Annotated in this window: 23 protein-coding genes; 18 read left to right on the top strand and 5 right to left on the bottom strand. The window is 71.4% G+C overall.

Translation table 11 applies throughout. From position 1 onward, the window contains the following. Positions 1–53 precede the first annotated feature (53 nt). The gene (locus AB5G72_RS12405) at positions 54–566 is read right to left on the bottom strand and encodes a hotdog fold domain-containing protein (protein WP_413956513.1); all 513 of its coding nucleotides are present in this window, start codon (positions 564–566) and stop codon (positions 54–56) included. A gap of 26 nt (positions 567–592) precedes the next feature. Continuing rightward, on the bottom strand, positions 593–1,231 hold the full coding sequence (gene mftR, locus AB5G72_RS12400; RefSeq protein ID WP_440219990.1) for a mycofactocin system transcriptional regulator: 639 nt from the start codon (positions 1,229–1,231) through the stop codon (positions 593–595). 113 nt (positions 1,232–1,344) lie between these two features. On the opposite strand from mftR, the gene mftA reads away from it, so the two are divergent. The 14 genes from mftA (at position 1,345) to AB5G72_RS12330 (ending at position 13,061) form a co-directional block, all read left to right on the top strand. Next, entirely contained in the window at positions 1,345–1,431 is an 87-nt protein-coding gene (gene mftA / locus AB5G72_RS12395; RefSeq protein WP_067716580.1) for a mycofactocin precursor MftA, read from the top strand. Between the two features lies 1 nt (position 1,432). Continuing rightward, positions 1,433–1,759 carry a mycofactocin biosynthesis chaperone MftB gene (gene mftB / locus AB5G72_RS12390; RefSeq protein WP_067716578.1) on the top strand — a complete coding sequence of 109 codons (327 nt, stop codon included), beginning with the start codon at positions 1,433–1,435 and terminating at the stop codon, positions 1,757–1,759. Continuing rightward, positions 1,756–3,012 carry a mycofactocin radical SAM maturase gene (gene mftC, locus AB5G72_RS12385; RefSeq protein ID WP_119193248.1) on the top strand — a complete coding sequence of 419 codons (1,257 nt, stop codon included), beginning with the start codon at positions 1,756–1,758 and terminating at the stop codon, positions 3,010–3,012. Before mftB ends, mftC begins: the two co-directional genes overlap by 4 nt. A gap of 82 nt (positions 3,013–3,094) precedes the next feature. Continuing rightward, the gene (gene mftD / locus AB5G72_RS12380) at positions 3,095–4,318 is read left to right on the top strand and encodes a pre-mycofactocin synthase MftD (RefSeq protein WP_067716572.1); all 1,224 of its coding nucleotides are present in this window, start codon (positions 3,095–3,097) and stop codon (positions 4,316–4,318) included. Between the two features lie 34 nt (positions 4,319–4,352). Beyond that, positions 4,353–5,168, top strand: coding sequence for a mycofactocin-coupled SDR family oxidoreductase (locus AB5G72_RS12375; RefSeq protein WP_067716570.1), 816 nt, complete (start codon positions 4,353–4,355; stop codon positions 5,166–5,168). 6 nt (positions 5,169–5,174) lie between these two features. Further along, positions 5,175–5,864, top strand: coding sequence for a mycofactocin biosynthesis peptidyl-dipeptidase MftE (gene mftE / locus AB5G72_RS12370; protein WP_440219989.1), 690 nt, complete (start codon positions 5,175–5,177; stop codon positions 5,862–5,864). After that, the gene (mftF, locus tag AB5G72_RS12365) at positions 5,861–7,348 is read left to right on the top strand and encodes a mycofactocin biosynthesis glycosyltransferase MftF (protein WP_163375614.1); all 1,488 of its coding nucleotides are present in this window, start codon (positions 5,861–5,863) and stop codon (positions 7,346–7,348) included. The genes mftE and mftF overlap by 4 nt, the downstream gene beginning before the upstream one ends. Continuing rightward, positions 7,345–8,616 carry a mycofactocin system GMC family oxidoreductase MftG gene (gene mftG, locus AB5G72_RS12360; protein WP_440219988.1) on the top strand — a complete coding sequence of 424 codons (1,272 nt, stop codon included), beginning with the start codon at positions 7,345–7,347 and terminating at the stop codon, positions 8,614–8,616. Before mftF ends, mftG begins: the two co-directional genes overlap by 4 nt. Positions 8,617–8,673: 57 nt before the next feature. Next, positions 8,674–9,603, top strand: coding sequence for an alpha/beta fold hydrolase (locus tag AB5G72_RS12355; RefSeq protein WP_253002155.1), 930 nt, complete (start codon positions 8,674–8,676; stop codon positions 9,601–9,603). A 181-nt stretch (positions 9,604–9,784) separates the two neighbouring features. Further along, positions 9,785–10,168, top strand: a complete 384-nt coding sequence (trxA, locus tag AB5G72_RS12350) for a thioredoxin (RefSeq protein WP_069388609.1) — start codon at positions 9,785–9,787, stop codon at positions 10,166–10,168. A gap of 159 nt (positions 10,169–10,327) precedes the next feature. Further along, the gene (locus tag AB5G72_RS12345) at positions 10,328–11,449 is read left to right on the top strand and encodes an NDMA-dependent alcohol dehydrogenase (RefSeq protein ID WP_440219987.1); all 1,122 of its coding nucleotides are present in this window, start codon (positions 10,328–10,330) and stop codon (positions 11,447–11,449) included. 224 nt (positions 11,450–11,673) lie between these two features. Continuing rightward, on the top strand, positions 11,674–11,934 hold the full coding sequence (locus AB5G72_RS12340; protein WP_007631132.1) for a metal-sensitive transcriptional regulator: 261 nt from the start codon (positions 11,674–11,676) through the stop codon (positions 11,932–11,934). Positions 11,935–12,022: 88 nt separating this feature from the next. Beyond that, positions 12,023–12,409, top strand: coding sequence for a DUF302 domain-containing protein (locus tag AB5G72_RS12335; RefSeq protein ID WP_007631133.1), 387 nt, complete (start codon positions 12,023–12,025; stop codon positions 12,407–12,409). A gap of 13 nt (positions 12,410–12,422) precedes the next feature. Next, positions 12,423–13,061: a DUF1707 SHOCT-like domain-containing protein gene (locus AB5G72_RS12330; protein ID WP_182635276.1), complete on the top strand. Its 639-nt coding sequence runs from the start codon at positions 12,423–12,425 to the stop codon at positions 13,059–13,061. Here the strand turns inward: AB5G72_RS12330 and AB5G72_RS12325 are convergent. The 3 genes from AB5G72_RS12325 to AB5G72_RS12315 are packed head-to-tail and all read right to left on the bottom strand — an operon-like array spanning position 13,058 to position 15,169. Beyond that, complete coding sequence (locus AB5G72_RS12325) at positions 13,058–13,573, bottom strand: dihydrofolate reductase (protein ID WP_440219986.1); 516 nt, start codon at positions 13,571–13,573, stop codon at positions 13,058–13,060. The two genes, AB5G72_RS12330 and AB5G72_RS12325, sit on opposite strands and share 4 nt — an antisense overlap. A 17-nt stretch (positions 13,574–13,590) precedes the next feature. Then, positions 13,591–14,391 (bottom strand): thymidylate synthase, encoded by an 801-nt coding sequence (locus tag AB5G72_RS12320; RefSeq protein WP_440219985.1) that lies wholly within the window; start codon positions 14,389–14,391, stop codon positions 13,591–13,593. Positions 14,392–14,419: 28 nt separating this feature from the next. Next, positions 14,420–15,169, bottom strand: coding sequence for a 3'(2'),5'-bisphosphate nucleotidase CysQ (locus AB5G72_RS12315; RefSeq protein ID WP_366221725.1), 750 nt, complete (start codon positions 15,167–15,169; stop codon positions 14,420–14,422). A 66-nt stretch (positions 15,170–15,235) separates the two neighbouring features. Here AB5G72_RS12315 and AB5G72_RS12310 point away from each other — a divergent pair, with 66 nt between their 5' ends. From AB5G72_RS12310 to AB5G72_RS12295, 4 genes are all read left to right on the top strand, one after another. After that, complete coding sequence (locus tag AB5G72_RS12310) at positions 15,236–19,999, top strand: ATP-dependent helicase (protein WP_440219984.1); 4,764 nt, start codon at positions 15,236–15,238, stop codon at positions 19,997–19,999. A 78-nt stretch (positions 20,000–20,077) separates the two neighbouring features. After that, entirely contained in the window at positions 20,078–20,989 is a 912-nt protein-coding gene (locus AB5G72_RS12305) for a cation diffusion facilitator family transporter (protein WP_440219983.1), read from the top strand. Between the two features lie 3 nt (positions 20,990–20,992). Then, positions 20,993–21,868, top strand: coding sequence for a DNA-formamidopyrimidine glycosylase family protein (locus tag AB5G72_RS12300; RefSeq protein WP_185950199.1), 876 nt, complete (start codon positions 20,993–20,995; stop codon positions 21,866–21,868). Continuing rightward, positions 21,865–22,620, top strand: coding sequence for an SDR family oxidoreductase (locus AB5G72_RS12295; RefSeq protein ID WP_132061553.1), 756 nt, complete (start codon positions 21,865–21,867; stop codon positions 22,618–22,620). Before AB5G72_RS12300 ends, AB5G72_RS12295 begins: the two co-directional genes overlap by 4 nt. Positions 22,621–22,654 lie beyond the last annotated feature (34 nt).

Here is a 22,654-nt window from a genome sequence, read left to right as displayed (position 1 = left end):
CAGTAGGAGCTATTCTCCGTTTCCGCAACGGAAAATCAGAACCGGCGTCGTTGTCAGCGCTTCTTCCTGGGCGAGACGCGGATGGTGATCGAGCCGGTGATGGGTTCGACCCCGGCGTCGTCGACGAACCGAAGTGGCACCTCGACGTCCTGACCGCTGGTGAAGGCCGAGAAGTCCGGCAGCTCCGTCCATTCGGCGGTGACGGTCATGTCGCCAGTCGACTTGGCGGGGTAGCGCACGTTCATCCCGACGGGGATCCATCGGTGGGTGGTGGGAACCGTGGCCTCGGCGAGCATGCCCATGGCCATCTCGGCGAGGTTGCACGCCGCGATCACGTGGAAGGTTCCGATGTGGTTGCGGTTGCCCCACCAGCCGGGTCCGCGGACGACGCAGCGGCCCGGTCGGAGTTCGACGACGTGCGGGTACGCCGTGCGGAAGTACGGGGCCTTGAGGCTCACCGCCGCGCTGAACAGGCGGGAGCCGAACGGGAGCCGGGTGGCGGTCTTCCACAGCCGGTAGGTGGAGGTGTCGGCGTGGTGGGTGGGGGAGGTGTCGGAGTCGGTCACGACGACGAGGTTACCCGCCGGTAAGTTCAGCGCGGTCGCCCACCGGGCTCGAACGCGTCCTCTCGGGCGAGGATCTGTGTCCCGTGACGCAGGAGCTCGTGGAGGCGATCCTGGTCGGCTCCGGGCTCGGCCACCCACAGGCGGTAGGCCGACAGCCCGATCCCCAGCGCGGCGTGCGCGGTCGCGGCGGGCACGAGATCGTCCACCGCCTGGCCGAGCCTGGCGGCCACGAACCCGGCCACGGCCCGGCGCCAGTCGGCGTACACGAGGGTCGAGTGCGCCTGCAGTTCGTCCACGCCGAGCAGGAGGCGCATCCGTAGTCGGTGCGCCTCCGTCTGCTCGCGGGGGAACGTGTTGAACGCGATGAGTGCGTCGGCGAGGGCGTCGCGCAGTGGCGTCTGCTCGGGCACGTCGGCGAGGTACTCCAGCATGAGGTCGATCTGCTCGTCGAACTCGCCCCAGGCGATGGCGGCCTTGCCGGGGAAATAGCGGAACAGCGTGCGGCGGGAGATGTGCGCGGCCTCGGCGATCTGGTCGACGCTGGTCGCGTCGTAGCCCTGCCGGGCGAACAGGTCGAGGGCCACGTCGACGATGGAGGCGCGCGTGGTCGACGGCCGACGTCCCGGGGGCCGTGTCCCGGTTCCGGGCAGTTCCGGCATTCCCATGACACGAGAGCCTAGATGAGTGACCCTTGCCACTGGCACTAAGTGCCAATATGATGCAGATCTCACCGGAAACCGGTGGGATGTCGCCGGAGTGCCAGACGAGAGGACACGTCATGGAGAACACGCAGAACACCGAGGTCGTGCTGGAGGAGGCCCTCATCGAGGAGGTCTCCATCGACGGCATGTGTGGGGTCTACTGAGATGACCTCCGCAGCAGCGCCGGCCGACGCCGAGCAGTCAGCCGCCCCGGCGGAATTCGACCTCGACGCCGGCTGGCGCCTGCACCCCGGGGTGGCGCTCCGGCCCGAGCCGTTCGGGGCACTGCTCTACCACTTCCACACCCGCAAGCTCAGCTTCCTCAAGTCGCCGACCATCGTCGAGGTGGTCCGCACCCTCGCCGACCACCCCACTGCGCGCGCCGCCTGTGCCGCCGCCGGGGTGTCGATCGATGATCCGGCGACAGCGCGGCTGTACCTGCACGCGCTCGGCCAGCTCGCCGCCTCGCGCATGATCGAGGAGACCTCATGACCAGCATGCTCGACCGTCCCGCAACGGCGTCCACCGCGACCACCACTGCTCCGGCGCCCGTCGGCCGCCTCGTCGACCAGTTCGAGCGCGGGCTCGACGCGCCGATCTGCCTGACCTGGGAACTCACCTACGCCTGCAACCTCGCCTGCGTGCACTGCCTGAGCTCCTCCGGTCGCCGTGACCCGCGCGAGCTCAGCACCGAGCAGTGCAAGGCGATCATCGACGAGCTGCAGAAGATGCAGGTCTTCTACGTCAACATCGGCGGAGGCGAGCCGACGGTCCGCTCCGATTTCTGGGAGCTGGTCGACTACGCCACCAGCCACCAGGTGGGCGTGAAGTTCTCCACCAACGGTGTCCGTATCGACGAGAAGGTCGCCAGGCGCCTGGCCGCGAGCGACTACGTGGACGTCCAGATCTCCATCGACGGTGCGACCGCGGAGGTCAACGACGCGGTCCGCGGCCCGGGGTCCTTCGACATGGCCTGCCGTGCGCTGCAGAACCTCAAGGACGCCGGCTTCACCGACGCCAAGATCTCGGTGGTGGTGACGCGCGAGAACGTCACCCAGCTGGACGAGTTCAAGGCGCTGGCCGACAAGTACGACGCGACCCTGCGCATCACCCGCCTGCGCCCGTCGGGCCGCGGCGCCGACGTGTGGGACGACCTGCACCCGCTGCCCGAGCAGCAGAGGGACCTGTACGACTGGCTGGTCGCGAACGGCTCCGACGTGCTCACGGGTGACAGCTTCTTCCACCTGTCGGCGTTCGGTGAAGGCCAGGGCTCGCTTCCCGGGCTCAACCTGTGCGGTGCCGGCCGTGTGGTGTGCCTGATCGACCCGATCGGCGACGTCTACGCCTGTCCGTTCGCCATCCACGAGGAGTTCCTCGCCGGCAACGTCGTCGCCGACGGCGGCTTCGAGACGGTGTGGCAGACCTCGGAGTTGTTCCGTGAGCTGCGCGAGCCGCAGTCGGCCGGGGCGTGTGCGTCCTGCGACTTCTATGACAGTTGCCGGGGTGGCTGCATGGCGGCCAAGTTCTTCACCGGGCTGCCGATGGACGGCCCGGACCCCGAGTGCGTCCAGGGGTACGGAGAGGGACTGCTCGCGGCTGAGCGCAGCATCCCCGACCCGTCGCAGGACCACACCCGGCCCATGGGACTCGCGGCGCGTAAGCAGCCCACCGGCCCGGTGCCGCTGACCCTCGTCACGACACCACCGCGCCGGCCCACCAGCCTGTGCGACGAGTCCCCGATCTGAGCCGGCCCGCCCGGACGAACCCCGCTGGCCCGGACCAACCCCGCTAGCCCGGACGAACCCCCTAGAAGGAGCAGCCACCACCGTGTCCCGCCTGTCGAAGATCGCCGAGGCCAACCCCTGGCGCCAGAACCCGTGGTTCGAGTCGGTCGCGGAGGCCCAGCGCCGCGCGAAGAAGAAGCTGCCCAAGAGCGTGTACATGGCGCTCGTCGGCGGAAGCGAAGCGGGGGTGACCATCCGCGACAACATGGACGCCTTCACCGAGCTCGAGCCCAAGCCCCACGTGATCGGCGCCAAGCAGGACCGCGAGATGGCCACCACGGTGATGGGCCAGCCCATCAGCCTGCCGGTGATGATCTCGCCGACCGGCGTCCAGGCCGTCACGCCGGACGGCGAGGTGGACGTGGCCCGCGCCGCGGCCGCCCGCGGCACGGCGATGGGACTGAGCTCGTTCGCGTCCAAGCCGATCGAGGAGGTCATCGCGGCCAACCCGCAGACCTTCTTCCAGGTGTACTGGCTCGGCGGCAAGGAGAAGGTGCTGGAGCGGCTGGAGCGCGCCAAGGCCGCCGGGGCGGCGGGCGTCATCCTCACCACCGACTGGTCGTTCTCGATGGGCCGTGACTGGGGCAGCCCGGCCATCCCGGAGAAGCTCGACGCCAGGGCCATGATCACCCTCGCCCCGCAGATCGCCGTGCGTCCCCGCTGGGCCGCCGAATGGGCCCGCGACGTGGTGGTCAACAAGCGGTTCCCCGATCTGACGACCCCCAACCTGGTGGGCAAGGGCGAGATGGGCCCGACGTTCTTCGGTGCCTACGGCGAGTGGATGGGCACCCCGCCGGCCACGTGGGAGGACATCGCCTGGGTCGTGGAGAACTACGACGGACCGGTCATGCTCAAGGGCATCACCCGGGTCGACGACGCCAAGCGGGCCGTCGACGCCGGGGTCACCGCGATCTCCGTCTCCAACCACGGCGGCAACAACCTCGACGCCACCCCGGCGTCCATCCGGTGCCTCGCGCCGATCGCCGACGAGGTGGGCGATCAGGTAGAGGTCCTGCTCGACGGCGGCATCCGTCGCGGTTCGGACGTGGCCAAGGCACTCGCGCTCGGTGCCCGGGCCGTGATGATCGGTCGCGCGTACCTGTGGGGGCTCGGGGCCAACGGCCAGGCGGGAGTGGAGAACGTCCTCGACATCATGCGTTCCGGACTCGACTCGAGCCTCATCGGGCTGAGCAAGTCCTCGATCTCCGAGCTGAACCGCGACGACTACGTCATCCCCGACGACTTCATGCGCCGTCTCGGCGTCTGACCCACCACCACGGAAGAGAAGGACCCCCCCTGTAATGGGAGATTTCGACGGCAAGGTCGTCTACATCACCGGTGTGGCCCGCGGCCAGGGCCGCAAGCACGCGATCCGCTTCGCGCGCGAGGGCGCCAGGATCATCGGCCTGGACCTGTGTGACTCGCCGTCCGAGTACGTGAAGTACCGGGCCGCCACCGAGGACGACCTGGCCACCACCATCGAGCGCGTGGAGGCCGAGGGAGGGGAGATCCTCGCCGAGGTCGGTGACGTCCGCGACCTGGCGTTCCAGCAGGCCCTCGTGGCCCGCGGCGTGGAGCGCTTCGGTGGCCGCCTGGACGTGGTGATCGCCAACGCGGGCATCTGCAACTGGGGCAAGGTCTGGGAGCTCGACGAGCAGCAGTGGCAGGACACCCTCGACATCAACCTCACGGGGTACTGGAAGACGCTGCGTGCGGCGATCCCGCACATGCTCTCCGCCGGTAACGGCGGGTCGATCATCCTGGTGAGCTCGGTGGCCGGTCTCAAGGCCATGCCGGTGCAGTCGCCCTACTCGGCGTCCAAGTACGGCGTGGTGGGCCTGGCCCAGACCGCGGCGAAGGAGCTCGGCGAGCACGGTATCCGGGTCAACACGATCCACCCCTACGGTGTCCAGACGCCGATGGGCGCGGAGGACCCCGACGCGCTCGAGGTGTTCAACACCATGCCGCAGTTCCTGCCGCACTTCACGCCGATCCTGGGGATGGGCATGGCCACCACCGACGACATCTCGGACTCGGTGATGTTCCTCGCCTCGGACGCCTCGCGGACCATCACCGCCTCGACCTTCACCGTCGACATGGGCGCGATCAAGGTCTGACCCGACGTGACGGGCGCGATCGGCGCGACCGGCCGGGCCGGTGCGGGAGTGGTCGCGGTGCTGCCTCTCGGGGCGACCGAGCAACACGGCCCGCACCTGCCGCCGGAGACGGACACCCTCCTGGCCACCGCGACCGCCCGCGCCCTCGCCCCCGGTGACGTCCGTGTGCTCCCCGGCCTCGCCTACGGTGCGAGCGGGGAGCACCAGGCGTTTGACTGGACCGTGTCGATCGGCACCGAGGCCCTCGCCGGGACGATCATCGAGCTCGGCCGGTCGGTGAGCGCCTGGGCGGACCGGCTCGTCGTGGTCAACGGGCACGGAGGCAACATCGACGCACTGCGCCTCGCGGTACCCCGGCTCCGCTACGAGGGCCGCGACGCCGCCTGGCTGCCCTGCCGCACCAGCGAGGACCCCACGGACACCCACGCCGGTCACGCCGAGACCTCGCTCCTGCTGCATCTGCACCCCGACCTCGTCCGGGTCGACCTCGCCGCGCCCGGCTGTGTCGAACCGTTGCCGCGGATCCTGCCCGCCCTCCGCGAGGGTGGCGTCGCGGCGGTGAGCCCGAACGGGGTGCTGGGCGACCCCACCACCGCCTCCGCCGACGAGGGCCGGCGCCTGTGGGAGGCGCTGCTCGCCGACGCCCGCGGCCGCCTCGGACGCTGGCGGCCGGGGGAGGACGGGATGCTGCGATGAGCGAGGTCCCCCACGTTCTGCTCGATCGTCGCACCCGGGTGTTGCGCCGTGGCGACGTCGTGCGGGTGCTGGGTGGCGACCCGGTCACCCTGATCACGCCGTCGCCGGCCGTGTCGGCTCTCCTGGACGGCGGCGAGACGGTCGCCACCGACACTCCCGCGGGTGCGGCCCTCGCGCGTGCCCTCACCGACCGGGGGATGGCCCACCCCGCCGGCACCGCGACGGGCACCCGTCCGCTGGCGGCCGTCGCGGTGGTGGTCCCCGTCCGTGACGACGCCGCCGGGGTCGCCGCGCTCTCGAAGGCGCTCGAGCCGGAACTCGCCCGCGGACTGCACCTCGTCGTCGTCGACGACGGCTCCACGCCGCCCCTGACCACCTCCGACTCTCTGACCACCTCCGCCTCCCTGACCACCTCCGTCACCCCGGCCGCCACCACGGTCCTGCGCCACGATGAGTCGAGGGGACCCGCCGCCGCCCGCAACGCGGGCACCGCCGCGGCCGTCGGGGCCGGGGCGCAGGTGGTGGTCTACCTCGACGCCGATGTGATCCCGCTGCCCGGGTGGCTCGACGTCCTGCTCGCCCGCCTCGACGACCCCCGGGTCGCCGCGGTCGCGCCCCGCATCGTGGCCGCCGAACCGGGGCGGTTCTGGGTACGCGGGTACGAGACGGCCCGCTCCGCGTTGGACATGGGCCCCGAGCCGGCGAGGGTCCGACCCCGCACACGGGTGGCGTACGTCCCCAGCGCGGCGCTCGCGGTACGACCCGACCGGTTGCCGCCCCCTCCCGAGGGCGGGGGAATCGGCCCGTTCGACGAACGCATGCACGTCGCCGAGGACGTGGACCTGTGCTGGCGCACCGATGCCGCGGGAATCCATCTCCGCTACGAGCCGGCCGCCCGCGTGGCCCACCGGCATCGCACCTCGCTCGGCGCGGTGGTGGCGCGGCGCGCGTTCTACGGGCGTGGAGCGGCGCCGCTCGCCGACCGCCACGGGGCCGCCGTGGCGCCCGCGGTGGCCGCACCGTGGTCCCTCGCCGTGGCGATCGGGGTGTGGAGCGCCACGCCGGTGGGGTCGCTGCTCGCGGCCGGTGCGATCGGGAGGTCGTGGTGGCGGACCCGCGGCCTCACCGGGGACGGTCGCGCGGCCGCCGGGTTGGTCGCCCGGGGCGCCGGGGCGTCGGTCCGTCAGCTCCCGCAGGCACTACTTCGCCCGTATTGGCCGGTCACGGCGGCCGCGCTCGCCGCCACCGCCATGTCCCGTTCCCAGGTGGCACGCGGGCTGCGCCACCGTCTCCTCACCGCGGCGGTGGCCGAGGGCCTCTGGCACTGGTGGACCGCCCGGGAACCCGGACGGCTGCCGATCGACGAGCCCCTCGGGCACGTCCTGCTCCATCGCCTCGACGACCTGGCCTACGGTGTCGGCGTGTGGCGGTCGGCGTGGGCCGCGCGCTCGCTCGACGCACTGCGACCGGACGTCACGCGGTGAGCGGCGGCGCGCGGGCCGACGTGGTGGTGGTCGGTGCGGGCCCGGCCGGCTGCGTGATGGCCCGCCGCCTCGCCGAGGCCGGTGCCGACGTCCTCCTGCTTGAGTCCGGCACCGCGAGCGCCTCGCCGCGCGCGGGCCTGCTCGACGTGGGACCAGGGTCGCAGGTCGTCGCCCGCCATCGCGCCACTCTCGGCGAGGCGACTCTCGACCTGCCCCGCGGCCGCACCCTCGGCGGGTCCGGAGCGGTCAACGGGGGCTACTGCGCCCCGGCGCGACCGGCGGACCTCGCGGAGTGGGGTCCGGACTGGCCGCGGCGGTACGCGGCGGGACTGGCCCGCGCCGCCGAGCGCCTCCGACCCGGCCTGGCGCCGATGGGGTCGGTCGCCGCGCGGGTGGCCGCCGCGTTCCCCGGCCGCGTGTCCGCGATCGGCCAGGCGCGCCGGGGCCCGCGGCGCGTGACCGCGTTCGACGCCTGGGACCCGTCCGGCGCGGGGGCCCGGGTGCGCACCGGGGCGCAGGTTCGGTCGCTCCGGTGGGAGGGCGGGCGCGTCGCCGGACGGTGTGACGGCGTGGTGCTCGACGACGACGAGGAGATCGGTGCCCGACAGGTGGTGCTGTGTGCGGGGGCGATCGGGACGGCCGCCCTGCTGATGGGGTCCGGGATCGGACCGTCCACCGGACACCCGGTCGGCCGCGGGGTGCAGGAGCATCCGGAGCTGCTGCTGGACCTGCCCGCGGACGTCCTGTCGGAGCGGGACCGGTACCCGGGTGGCGGCCCGGCCGCACCGGCGGGGCTGCCGCCCCTGCTCTCCCATGTCGTCCGGCTGCAGCTTGCCGCGGAGGCCGAGGTCGAGATCCGCCCCTACGCCGTCCCCCTGCACCACGTCATCCCGGGCCTCGAGCCGGCGCCGCACCGGATCGGGGTGGCACTGATGAACCCGGTCGGTCGTGGACGGATCGGCGACGACGGGACCGTGCACCTGTCCGAGGACCCGCACGACGCGGCCGTCCTCGCCGGGGCCGCCGCGATGGTGACGGAGCGGATGGGCCTGGACGGGGACGTCACGGTCTCGACCTCGCAGCACCTGTCCGGCACCGCGCGGGTCGGGGAGGTGCTCGACGACTCCGGACGTGTCCTGGGGGTGCAGGGGCTGCGGGTGGCCGATGCGTCGGCGCTGCCCTCGCTGCCGCGGTGCGGCCCCTACTACACGGTCCTGGCGGTGGCCGAGGACCTCGCTACGCGGGTGATCGCCGAGCGGGCGTGGTAGAACGGCACGAGAACACGTTCCACCGATGGGGTGGGCGCCATCCCGGGAGGCCCGTACATGTCGAGTACCGAGACGATCTGCGAACCGCGGCAGTTCACGGTGGAACGCGACGGCGGTGTCACGCTGGTCGGCGAGGTGTGGGATCCGGTGGATCCGGCGGGCGACTCGCTCGACCCGGTCGAGGAGATCCTCATGCTGCACGGGGGTGCCCAGACCCGCCACGCGTGGAGCCGCGCCGCCCGCCGGCTGTCGGGGGAGGGGTACAGGGTCACCGCGATGGACGCCCGCGGTCACGGGGACAGCGACTGGGATCCGGAGGGTGACTACGACATCCACCGGCTGGCCGCGGACCTCGAGGCGATCGTCGCCGAGCGGTTCCCCTCCCGACGCCCGGTGATCGTCGGCGCGTCCCTCGGCGGGATGACCGCGATGCTCTCGCTGGGCACCGGCAAGGACGTCGCCCGTGCGCTCGTCCTGGTGGACGTCACCCCGAAGCTCGAAGCCAAGGGGGTCGAGCGGGTCGGGGAGTTCATGCGCTCCGGGTTCGACGGGTTCGCCAGTCTCGAGGAGGCCGCCGACGCGATCGCCGCCTACCAGCCGCAGCGCAAGCGACCGCCTAATCCCGAGGGCCTGCGCAAGAACCTCCGGCTGCGCGAGGACGGACGGTGGCACTGGCACTGGGACCCCCGCTTCGCCGGTGGCGCCTCGGCCGACAACGCGGAACTCGGCAACGCCTTCTTCGAGGAGCTCGTCCCGCACATCACGCAACCGACCCTGCTCATCCGGGGCTCGGCGTCGGACATCGTCAGTGACGAGTCGGTGCGGCACCTGCGGGGGCTGCTCCCGCACGCGTACACGATGGAGGTGCCCGACGCCGGGCACATGGTCGCGGGCGACGACAACGCGGTCTTCCTCGACCAGCTCGAGAAGTTCCTCGCCGAGGTCCTCGACTCTCCGCCCCGCCGGGAGACGTCCCGGGAGGCGTGAGGCCAGGGGGGAGCGGGGAATAACCTGCCTCCGGCGATGTTGTCACTGACTACGCGCGGCATCCATACCCCCGGAGGTATGGATCGTCGCGGGAGGTCGTCGCCGGCGCGGGCTGTCCGTAGGCTGGCGGCGTAACGAGACGGGACGAGAGCCGCCCCGTCCGCGCTAGGAGGGCATTCGTATGAGCACCGTCGACATCACGACCGCCGAGTTCGAGAAGACCGTCACCGAGAACGACATCGTCCTGGTGGACTTCTGGGCCGAGTGGTGTGGCCCGTGCAAGGCGTTCGGTCCGGTCTACGAGAAGGTCTCGGGCAAGAACCCCGAGCTGACCTTCGCCAAGGTGGATACCGACGCCGAGCAGCAGCTCGGAGCGATGCTGCAGATCCAGTCCATCCCGACGCTCATGGCGTTCCGCGAGGGCATCGCGGTGTTCCGCCACTCGGGTGCCATCCCGGAGCAGGCTCTGGACGACCTGGTCGAGCAGATCAAGGGGCTCGACATGGACGAGGTCCGCAAGGCCGTCGAGGACGCGCAGGCGCAGCAGGGCGACGCGCAGCCCTGATCGGCGGGCCGGCCCACTCTCCTGACGGGACGACGGCGGCGGCGAGGTCCCACCAGAACGCGTTCGGGTAACCACCCCACAGGTTTCACCCATGGGGCTAACGTTGCTAGAACACGTTCCAGTGGCGGGCTTCGCCCCGTCGCGCCCGGAGGGAGTTCAATGAAGACCAAGGCCGCGATCGCCCGAGAGCTCGGCAAGCCGTTCGAGATCGTCGAGGCCGAGCTCGACGGACCCAACTTCGGCGAGGTGCTCGTCAAGTGGAAGGTCGCCGGCCTCTGCCACTCGGACCTGCACATCACCAGCGGTGACCTGCCGGGTCGCCTGCCGATCGTCGGTGGCCACGAGGGTGCGGGCGTCGTCGAGGCGGTCGGTGACGGCGTCACCCACGTCCAGCCCGGCGACCACGTGGTGGGGTCGTTCATCCCCGCCTGTGGCAAGTGTTCGGCCTGCGCGCGCGGGATGACCAACCTCTGCGACGGCGGCCTCAACGGCACCATCGGTGAGATGGCCGACGGCCGCTACCCGTTCAAGCTGGACAACGGCGAGACCGCCGGTGCCATGTGCACCCTGGGTACGTTCTCGCAGTACACCGTGGCCAACATGAACTCGGTGGTCAAGGTCCAGGACTGGATCCCCTTTGAGGTCGCGGCCCTGGTGGGCTGCGGAGTCACCACCGGCTGGGGTTCCGCCGTCTACTCCGCCGACGTCCGGGCCGGCGACACCGTCGTCGTCTTCGGCATCGGTGGCATCGGCATCAACGCCATCCAGGGTGCCAAGCGCGCGGGCGCCCGGTTCATCCTCGCCATCGACACCGACGAGTCGAAGCTGGCCAAGGCCAAGGAGTTCGGCGCCACCCACGTCTACACGGACGTCGACGAGGCCAAGGCCGAGCTGCCGGGCCTGACCTGGGGCACGATGGCGGAGAAGGCCATCATCACCATCGGCGTGGCCGACGCGAAGGTCACCGCCGACGCGACCGACATGGTCGGCAAGCGCGGCGTCGTCGTGCTCACCTCGATGGGCGGCCTCGACAACCAGTCGATCTCCCTGCCCGGCCTGTTCGTCTCGCAGTACGAGAAGGTCATCAAGGGCTCGCTCTTCGGCTCCGCCAACGCCTTCCACGACATCCCCAACATCCTGCGCCTGTGGGACGAGAAGCAGCTCAAGCTGGACGAGCTCATCACCCACCGGTTCACCCTCGACCAGGTGAACGAGGGCTACGAGATCATGGAGCGCGGCGGCGAGGGCATGGTCCGCGGCATTATCGTCCACGACGACTGACCGTCAGCTGGGCCGGCAGAAACCGGCACTCGCGAAAATATACCCCCGCGGGTACACTGGAGACATCCGGTGGACCCACGGGGGTCTCGCGTCAGTCCGCCTTCACCATCCGAGACCATCAGTGACCCACGAGAGGGGCGACGATGTCAGCAACCGAGCGGGCTGTGTCCGACAAAGCAGTGTCCGACAAAGCTGTGTCCGTAAAAACCGTGTCCCCAAAAGCCGTGTCCGAGCCCAGGCAGCAGGTCCTCAACCGGCTGCGCCGCGCGCGCGGCCAGCTCAACGCGGTGATCGACATGGTCGAGCAGGAACGCTCGTGCAAGGAGATCGTCACCCAACTCGCGGCGGTGTCCAAGGCACTGGACCGTGCGGGGTTCAAGATCATCAGCGAGAACATCCAGGAGTGCATCACCCGCGACGGCGAACCCGGCGCGGACGGGGTCGACCTGCCCGAGCTCGAGAAGCTGTTCCTCTCGCTCGCCTGACCACCGGCCGGCCCCGTGGCAGGCTGGGTGACGACACCGGAGACCAGAACCGACAACACCAGAACCGACAACACCGGAGGTAGTCGACATGGACATCGGAATCGGCACGTTCACCGAGATGGAGTTCGACGAGGCGGTGGAGGCGACCCGGGCCGCGCTCGCCGACCGCGGGTTCGGGATCCTCCACGAGATCGACCTCACGGCCACCCTGAAGAACAAGATCGACAAGGACATCGAGCGTGTCCTCATCCTCGGCGCCTGCAATCCCGGGTTCGCGGGTAAAGCGTTCGACGTGAGCAAGGACGTCGCCCTGATGATCCCGTGCAATGTGGTGATCCGCGAGTCCGGCGGCGGCTGCGTGATCGAGGCCCAGAACCCGGATCTCCTCTCGCAGGTCATCTCCGGTGGCCTGCAGGACCTCGCCGACGAACTGACCACCGACATGCGCTCGATGATGAAGGACCTCACGCGCTGAGTAACCTGGGGGCATGAACCCGGAGCAGGACAACGACCCACGGACCCTTGCCCAGCGGCGCCTCGAGGCGATGGTGGGGCGAGGTGAGTTGTCGCTCGCCGAGTTCTCGGACCGCGCGGCCAAGATCTGGGCCGCGACCTGCCCCGCCGAACTCGAGGTGGCGCTGAGCGGTCTCCCCGCCGACCGGCCCGGCCCGGCACAGCACGCCCGACCGGCGCCGGTCGGCCCGGTGCATTCCGCGCCGCCGGCCACCCGTCCCGGCAGCGCGATCACCGTGGACGAGAGCCAGAAGAGGACCTCCGTCTTCGACACCCTCAAGCGCGAGGGCCGCTGGATGCTGCCGGACGACTACCGACTGACGTCGTGGCTGGGTGAGATCTACCTCGACGCCCGAGAGGCCGTCGTCGACCGCCCGCGCACCCACCTCCAACTGGATCTGTGGGGCGCCAACGCCAAGATCCTTCTCCCGCCCGGGGTCTCGGTGTCGATCACCGGCAACCGGACCATGAGCGAGCTGAAGATCGACGAGGGGCGCTACGACGTCCACGGCGGTCCCCACCTGGACATCGAGATCAACGGGTTCATGGCGGGCGCGAAGATCAAGATCCTCGCCGCGGGGGAGAAGATCCCCAAGACCTGGAAGTGGTTCTAGGAGATTCTCCGGCGACGCCACACGGTGTGCCGGTGCCGCACCTCGTCGTCGTACCCCTCCACCCGACTCCGGGGATCGGTGATCCAGTCACCGACCTCGACCAGTTCCCAGGCATCGTCCAGTTCGGGCGCCAGCACGGTGCCCGGCGCGTCGGCGTCGATCTCGGTGACCAGGCACTCGTCGGCGGCGGACAGCGCCGCGGCGTAGATCTGGCCGCCGCCCATCACCGCGGCCTCCGGGCCCGCGAGTTCCAGGGCGCGCTCCACGGACCCGGCGCGTTCGGCGCCGTCGGCCGACCAGTCGGCGTCCCGCGTGCACACGACGTTGCGACGGCCGGGCAGGGGGCGGAACCGCTCCGGGATCGACTCCCACGTCGCGCGGCCCATCACCACGGGACGCCCGACGGTGGCCTGCTTGAAGAACGCGAGGTCCTCGGGGATGTGCCACGGCATGTCTCGGCCGTCACCGATCACCCCGCCGCGGGCCTGCGCCCACACCATCCGCACGGTCACCGCAGTCGTCCGCCGGATCAGACCGCGACCGGGGCCTTGATGCCCGGGTGGTGCTCGTAGCCGCTGACCTCGAAGTCCTCGAAGGTGTAGTCGAAGATCGACGGGGCGCGGTTCAGTCGCAGCTCGGGGTAGGGGTACGGCTCCCGCGAGAGCTGTGTGCGGACCTGCTCGACGTGGTTGTCGTAGATGTGGCAGTCGCCGCCGGTCCAGATGAACTCGCCCACCTCGAGCCCCACCTGCTGCGCCACCATGTGGGTGAGCAAGGAATAGGAGGCGATGTTGAACGGCACGCCCAGGAAGAGGTCGGCGCTGCGCTGGTACAGCTGACAGCTGAGCTTGCCGTCGGCCACGTAGAACTGGAACAGCAGGTGGCAGGGCGGCAGGGCCATCGCCGACAACTCGCTGACATTCCACGCGGAGACGATGTTGCGCCGCGAGTCCGGGTCGGTCCTCAGCAACTCCACCGCCGCGGCGATCTGGTCGATGTGAGCGCCGTCGGGGGTCGGCCACGAGCGCCACTGCACCCCGTAGACGGGCCCCAGCTCGCCGTCGGAGTCCGCCCACTCGTCCCAGATCGTCACACCGTTCTCGCGCAGCCACCCGATGTTCGAGTCGCCGCGCAGGAACCACAGCAGCTCGTAGGCCACTGACTTGAAGTGCACGCGCTTGGTGGTGATCAGCGGAAACCCCTGCGCCAGGTCGTAGCGCAGCTGGTGGCCGAACAGGCTGCGTGTGCCCGTGCCGGTGCGGTCCGCCTTGGGGGTGCCCTGCTCCGAGACCAACCGGAGCAGGTCCTCGTACGGGGTGGGGACGGTCATGGGGCTCAAGTCTACTCAGGCGGGCCGGTCACGCCGTCCAGACCGGGTGCCCCGCCGTGACGGCGAGCACCTTCTCCGTGAGGTCGGGGCGGCACACGAGGATGTCCGGGGAGTAGGTGTCGGACTTGTTGAACTCGAGGGGCGACCCGTCGATCCGGGAGGCGTGCAGCCCGGCGGCGAGCGCCACGCCGACGGGCGCCGCCTGGTCCCACTCGTTCTGCCCGCCGGCGTGGAGGTAGACGTCGGCGTCGCCGAGTAGGACGGAGAGCATCTTGGCGCCGGCCGACCCCATCGGCCGCACGTGCAACCCGAGCTCGTCGGCGACCTCGTGGATCCCGGCGGGCGGGTTGTTGCGACTGATCACCATGGCCCCCGAACTCGGGCCGTCGACGTAGTCGACCTGGTCCGACCGGAACACCCGGCCCGCGTCCGGGAGCCCGACCGCGGCGACGGTGGGCCGGCCGTCGACGACGAGCGCGACGTGCACCGACCAGTCCGACCGGCCGGTGGAGAACTCCTTGGTGCCGTCGATCACGTCGATGATCCACACCCGTGACTTGGCGAGGCGGCTGCGATCGTCGGCGACCCCCTCCGAGAGGATCCCGTCGTCCGGTCGGTGCACGGCGAGTACCTCGCCGGTCCAGTCCTCGGCGACGTCGTTCGCCACACGCGCGAGCGAACGTCCGTGCAGCAGGCCGCCCGCGCGGGTGCCCCGGACGATGTCCCCGATGCCGGTGGCGAGGTGGGAAGCCAGGTCGTGGTCGTCGAGATCGCGCATGGGCACACTCTACGGAGCCACGTCCGTGTCACGGCGTGTGTCGTAGCCGTACGACATCATGTGTTCATGTCCGTCGCCCTGGACCGGTTCCACCCGGCCACCGCCTCCTGGTTCCGTGGTGCGTTCGGCGCGCCCACCGCCGCGCAGTCCGGCGCGTGGGCGGCCCTCGCGGGCGGCGCCCACACCCTGGTCGTCGCGCCGACGGGCTCGGGCAAGACGCTGTCGGCGTTCCTCGCCGCGCTCGACGGACTGCTCCTGGGGCCGGCCGAACCCGACCCGGGCAGTGCCGCCGGGAGTGCCCGCGCGTCCGGCCACGGCACCCGTGTCCTCTACATCTCCCCCCTCAAGGCGCTGGCCGTGGACGTCGAGCGCAATCTCCGGGCGCCACTCGCGGGGATCGCCCGGGAGGCCGCGGCGCTGGGCACGGAGACGCCGGAGGTGACCGTGGGGATCCGGACCGGTGACACCCCGCCGGACGAGCGACGCCGCCAGCGGGCCAGGCCACCGCACATCCTGGTCACCACGCCCGAGTCATTGTTCCTGCTGCTGACCTCGGCCGCCCGCGAGACCCTGACGGACGTGGACACGGTCATCATCGACGAGATCCACGCGGTCGCCGGCAGCAAGCGCGGCGCGCACCTCGCGCTGAGCCTCGAGCGTCTGGACGAGCTGCTCGACGCGCCCGCGCAGCGGGTGGGGTTGTCGGCGACGGTCCGGCCGCACTCCGAGGTGGCCCGCTTCCTGGCGGGTGAGCGCCCGGTCACCGTGGTGGCACCGCGGTCGGACAAGAGCTTCGAGCTGTCCGTCCGGGTCCCGGTGGAGGACATGACCGACCTGTCCTCGGCCGCCCCGGATGTCTCCGCGCCACCGGGCACGCCGGGGCAGGGGTCGATCTGGCCGCACGTCGAGCGGCAGGTGGTGGACCTGGTCACCGCGCACCGCTCGACGATCGTCTTCGTCAACTCCCGTCGCCTGGCCGAACGGCTCACCGCCCGCCTCAACGAGATCTACGCCGAGGACACCGACCCCGGGTCCCTGCCCGAGCCCCCGGCCCGACCGCCAGCGCAGGTGATGGTGCCCTCGGAGGTCACGCGGGGCGCACCGCCGGAGTTGGCGATGGCGCACCACGGGTCGGTGTCCAAGGAGCGCCGGGCGCTCATCGAGGACGCGTTGAAGTCGGGCCGGCTCCGGGCGGTGGTGGCCACCTCGTCCCTCGAGTTGGGCATCGACATGGGGTCGGTGGACCTGGTGGTGCAGGTCGAGTCACCGCCGTCGGTGGCGTCGGGGCTGCAGCGCGTCGGCCGTGCCGGTCACCAGGTCGGTGAGGTCTCCCGGGCGGTGGTGTTCCCCAAGCACCGTGCGGACCTGGTCCACAGCGCGGTGACCGTGGAGCGGATGCTCGCCGGTGCGATCGAGGAGTTGTCGGTTGTCGCCAACCCTCTCGACGTCCTGGCCCAGCAGACGGTGGCGGCGTGTGCGCTGGAGCCGATCGACGTGGAGGAGTGGTTCTCGGCCGTCCGGCGCACGGCCCCGTACCAGGGGCTGCCGCGGTCGGCGTTCGAGGCCACGCTCGACATGCTCGCCGGTAAGTACCCGTCGGCGGACTTCGCGGAATTGCGGCCACGGTTGGTCTGGGACCGCGACGCGGGGACGCTCACCGGCCGCCCCGGCGCCCAGCGGCTGGCCGTCACCTCGGGCGGCACGATCCCGGACCGCGGACTGTTCGGCGTGTTCATGGTGGGGGAGAAGGCCACCCGTGTCGGGGAGCTGGACGAGGAGATGGTCTACGAGTCCCGCGTCGGTGACGTGTTCGCGCTCGGGGCCTCGAGCTGGCGCGTCGAGGAGATCACCCATGACCGGGTGCTGGTCACCCCCGCGCCCGGCGGCACCGGTCGGCTGCCGTTCTGGCTCGGTGACGACCAGGGTCGGCCCGCCGAGCTCGGCCGCGCGCTGGGCGGCTTCCTGCGGGAGGTCGCGGGCGGCACGGACGCGGAGGCCACCGCCCGGCTGGACGCCGCCGGCCTCGATGCCAACTCCGCCACCAATCTCCGGCGCTTCCTGTCCGAACAGCGCGAGGCCACCGGTCATGTACCCAGCGACACCACGCTCGTCGTGGAGCGTTTCCGCGACGAGGTCGGCGACTGGCGGGTGGTTCTCCACTCGCCGTTCGGGGCGCGGGTGCACTGGCCGTGGGCGGAGGCCGTGCGCGCCCGGCTCGCCGCCGCGCACGGATTCGACGCGGTGCCGGTGGTGTCCGACGACGGCATCATCCTCCGGGTACCGGACATGGGCGACGACGGCGAGGTGGGCGCACGCCCGGGAGCCGAGACGTTCGCCATCGGGGCCGAGGAGGCGGTGGACCTGGTCACCCGGCACGTGGGCGGGTCCGCACTGTTCGCCTCCCGCTTCCGTGAGTGTTCGGCGCGCGCCCTGCTGTTCCCCCGGCTCGACCCCGGCCGGCGGGCGCCATTGTGGCAGCAGCGGCAGAAGTCGGCGCAGCTGCTCGACGTCGCGCGCCGCTACCCGGACTTCCCGATGATCCTCGAGGCGGTGCGCGAGTGTCTGCAGGACGTCTACGACGTCCCGGCGCTCGAGCGGATCCTGACCGAGATCGAGTCGCGCACTGTGCGGATCGTCGAGGTGGACACACCCAGTGCCTCGCCGTTCGCGCAGTCGCTGCTGTTCGACTACGTCGGGGCGTTCCTCTACGAGGGCGACTCGCCGTTGGCGGAGAAGCGGGCGGCGGCGCTCGCGATCGACCCGTCGCTGCTCGGGCAGCTCCTCGGTCGCGTCGAGTTGCGCGAGCTGCTCGACATCGAGGTCCTGGACTCGATCGAACGGCGGCTGCAGCACCTCGAGCCCGATCGCGCCGCCCGCGACGCCGAGGCCGTGGTCGATCTCCTGCGCCTGCTGGGCCCGCTCACGGCCGAGGAGGTCGCGGCCCGGTCCACCGACCCCGACGCCGCTCCCGCCTGGCTCGCCTCCCTGGCCGATGCGTGGCGCGTGGTCACCGTCGAGCATTCCGGCCGGACGTGGTGGGCCGGCGTCGAAGACGTGTCCAGGCTCCGCGATGGACTGGGTGTCCCGCCGCCGCCCGGGGTGCCGTCGGCGTTCCTCGGCGATGTCCCCGACCCGCTCGGTGAGCTCATCCGGCGCTATGCGCGCACCCACGGCCCGTTCACCGTCGACGCGGTCGCCGAGCGTTTCGGGCTCGGGGTGGCCGTCGCCCGCGGCGTTCTCGATCGGCTCACCTCCTCCGGGGTGCTGTTGGCCGGTGAGTTCCGTCCGGGCGCGACGGGCCCCGAGTGGTGCGACGCCGAGGTCCTGCGGCACATCCGCCGCCGCTCGCTGGCCGCACTGCGCTCGCAGATCGAGCCGGTCTCGCACTCCGCGCTGGGTCGCTTCCTGCCCGGCTGGCAGAGCCTCGGCAGCGGAGCAGGTGCGGGCACAGCGGCCGGCGCCGAGTCAGGCGCCGAGTCAGGCGTGGACGGGGTTCTCGCCGTGATCGAGCAACTCGACGGCCTCGCGCTGCCCGCCTCCGCTCTCGAACCGCTGATCCTGGAGCCCCGGGTGCGGGACTACTCGCCGACGATGCTCGACGAACTCCTGGCCGGGGGAGAGGTCATCTGGAGCGGGCGCGGTCGGGCGGGCTCACGCGACGGCTGGGTCTCCCTGCACCCGGCGGATTCGGCCGGTGCGACCCTGCCCCTCGATCGACCGCAGCCGGAGGGGCCGGTCCACCTCGCCGTCGTCGATTCCCTGCGCGGCGGCGCCCTGTTCTTCCGCGACATCGTCGCCAAGGTGAAAGACGCGGCCGACACCGTGCCCACCGACACCGCGCCTACAGACCCCGTGCCCACCGACCCCGTGCTCACCATCACCGAGGCCGCGGTCCGCGACGCACTGTGGGATCTGGTGTGGGACGGAGCGGTCACCAATGACACCTTCGCGCCGCTGCGCGCAGTGCTGGCCGGCGGCGGATCCTCGGGGTCGGGGACCGCGCATCGTTCGCCCAGGTCCTCCGCCCGACCGCGCCGTGCCCGGCTGGGCAGGACGACCATGGCCCAACTGAACGGCGCCGTCGCCGCGGGTACGAGGACGCCGCCCCTGCTCGCCGGCCGCTGGTCGCTGGTGCCGGAGCCGGTCACCGACGCGACGCTGCGGGCCCACGCCTGGGCCGAGACTCTGCTACTGCGTCATGGTGTGGTCACGCGGGGCGCGGTGGAGGCCGAGGAGATCCCCGGCGGGTTCGCGGCCGTGTACAAGGTACTGGCGCAGATGGAGGACTCGGGCCGCTGTCGGCGCGGGTATTTCGTCGACGGCCTCGGTGCCGCCCAGTTCGCCGCCGGCAACACCATCGATCGGCTGCGGACCTTCGACGACACCGCCGACGACGCCCACTGGCCATCCGGTGCGGACGAGCCCGCCGTTCGGGTCCTCGCCGCGACCGACCCCGCCAACCCCTACGGGGCGGCCCTGCCCTGGCCCGCCGCACGCGCCCGCAGCGACGGGGACATGGGCGGCGAGGGGACGGGGAACGGGTCCGGACACCGCCCCGGCCGCAAGGCGGGAGCTCTGGTGGTGCTGGTCGACGGCGTGTGTGTGCTGTTCGTCGAACGTGGCGGGCGAACCGTCCTGGTCCTCGACAACCGCGCCGGTGCCGTCCCGGCCGCTGCGACGGCGCTCGCCGGAACCGTGAAGTCCGGCGCGGTCGGCGCGCTCACCGTCACCACGCTCGGGGGCGAGCCCGTCCACACCTCGCCCCATGCCGCGGCGTTCGAAGCCGCCGGTTTCGGCATCACTCCCAAGGGGCTGCGGATCCGCCGCTGAACATCCACATCTTGAGTCGGCCACGGCGAATAGTTAGAGTATGCGCATTAGTGCATGTGTCGGAAGGGGTGTTGTCGAATGGGTGCGGGCCATTCCCATGGTCGTCCCTCCGGCCACGCCGGTGGGCGATACCGGGCGCGCCTCGGGGGTGCGTTCGCCCTGACGGCGGCGTTCTTCGGGGTCGAACTGGTCGCCGGCCTGGTCTCCGGCTCCCTCGCCCTCCTCTCCGACGCCGGCCACATGGGCGCGGACGTGGTGGCACTCGGCGCGGCCCTCCTGGCCACGGTGGTCGCCACCCGGCCCGACGCATCAGGCCGCCGGACGTTCGGCCACTACCGCGTGGAGATCTTCGCCTCCGGCCTGGCGGTGCTCATCATGCTCGGCATGGGCGTGTACGTCCTGATCGAGGCCGTCGGTCGGCTCGGCTCCGACGCCTCCGTCGCCACCGGGACGATGCTCGTCGTCGGCGCGCTGGGACTCGTCATCAACGTCATCTCGCTGCTGTTGCTGCGCAGCGGGTCCGACGAGAGTCTGGCAGTGCGTGGCGCGTACCTCGAGGTGCTCGCCGATGCGGCAGGGTCCGTCGGGGTGATCGTGGCGGCGCTGCTCATGCGGGCGACCGGGTCGACGGTGTGGGACCTGGTGGTCGCGGTGGCGATCGCCGTGTTCATCGTGGTCCGCGCGGTGGTGCTCGGACGGCAGGTGGTCGCGGTTCTCGCCCAGCACGCACCCGTCGGCGTCGATCCGGTGGAGGTGGAGGCCCAGCTCGGAGCCCTGCGTGACGTCGAGGAGGTCCATGACCTGCACCTGTGGACACTGACCTCGGGAATGGACGTGGGTACCGTGCACCTGGTGGTCGACCCGGTCGCAGATCACTCAGAGGTGCTCGGCGAGGCTCGGCGCGTCCTCCTGGAGGAGCACGGGATCGAGCACGTGACGGTGCAGATCGAGACCGCCGGGGTCGTCGGTTGCCGCGAACTGGGGTGGTGAACCGTGCCCGAGGGTGATTCGGTGCACCGGGCTGCGGCGCGGGTCCGCGAGGCCCTCGCCGGCCGCACCCTGGACAGGAGCGAGCTCCGTGTGCCGAGGTTCGCCGCCGTCGATCTCACGGGCAGGTCGGTGGTGACGGCCCGGTCCCGGGGGAAGCACCTCTTCGTCGTCGTCGGCCCCGACGATGAGGGCCGTGACCCCGTCACCCTCCACATCCACCTCAAAATGGAGGGCCGCATCCACGTCCTGCGTGCGGGGGACCGGTGGCGGTTCCCCGCACACACCGTCCGGCTGCTCCTGCGTGCCGGCGACGTCGAGGTGGTGGGCACGGAACTCGGACTGCTCCGCGCACTGACCCCCGCGGAGGCCGACCGCGCCGTCAGCCACCTCGGGCCCGATCTCCTCGGCGCGGACTGGGACCCGGTGACGAGCACTGACGAGGTCGTGCGGCGGATCGGCGAGCGGCCCGCCCGTACGATCGGCGAGGCGTTGCTCGACCAGCGCAATCTGGCCGGGATAGGGACCGTCTACCGGGCGGAACTGTGTTTCCTACGCGGGGTGGACCCGCGGGATCCCGTCGAGGTCGTGCCGGACCTTCGTGCGATGGTCACGCTGGCGCGGCGGATGCTGGTGGCCAACGCCGACCGCACCGTCCGGGTGACCACCGGCGACACCCGGCGCGGTCGCGAGCTGTGGGTGTACGGCCGCGACGGCAAGGCGTGCCGCCGGTGCGGGACCGAGGTGGAGACGTTCCGCCTCGGCGGGCGCGCGGACCCGGACGAGCCGAGCGACTCGCTGGATCGCATCGCCTACCGTTGCCCGTCCTGCCAGCCGCGTCGTGCCACACTGGGCGCATCGCCAACGGAGGAGAACTCGTGACCGACCGCAAGACGATTCTGATCACCGGTGCCAGCTCTGGCCTTGGGGAGGGAATGGCCCGCCGCTGGGCCGCGCAGGGGAAGAATCTCGCGCTGTGCGCGCGGCGCCTGGACCGCCTGGAGGAGCTCCGTGCCGAACTGCTGGCGGCGAATCCCTCGATCACGGTGGCGGTTCGCGAGCTCGACGTGGCTGACGGCGACGCCGTGGAGCGGGTGTTCGGCGAGCTGGACGCCGAGCTCGGCGGCATCGACCGGTTCGTACTCAACGCCGGGTTGGGCAAGGGCGCCTCGATCGGCACGGGGAAGGCGCACGCCAACCGGGAGACCGCGATGGTGAACGTGGTGGGCACGCTGAACCAGGCAGAGGCGGCGATGGAGCGGCTCTTCACTCGAGGTGAGGGGCACCTGGTGTTCATCTCGTCCGTGAGCTCGTTGCGCGGCATGCCGAAGGCGCAGAACACCTACGGCGCGACCAAGGCGTTCGTCTCGGCCCTGGCGCAGGGCCTGTACGCCGAGCTCGACAGTGCCGGTAGCCGGATCAAGGTGACGGACATTCTCCCGGGGTATATCCGCACGGACATCAACCGGTCGGTGAAGACCGCGTTGATGACCGAGTTCGATGAGGGCGTCGACGCGCTGGTCAAGACGATCGACGCCGAGCCCACCCGCGCGCTGGTTCCCGCCAAGCCGTGGAAGGCGATCGGCCCGCTGCTGACGCTCCTGCCCGAGAAGGTCAGCCGCCGCTTCGTCTGACCCACTGGTGGCCCCACCCGGGCCCCGACGAGGG

This window comes from Dietzia sp. MNB45 (genome assembly GCF_051994785.1).
In the GTDB taxonomy this organism is placed as follows: Bacteria; Actinomycetota; Actinomycetes; order Mycobacteriales; family Mycobacteriaceae; genus Dietzia; species Dietzia kunjamensis.
The sequence above is the reverse complement of the archived record's forward strand: the minus strand, read 5'-3'. Positions and strand labels throughout refer to the sequence as shown.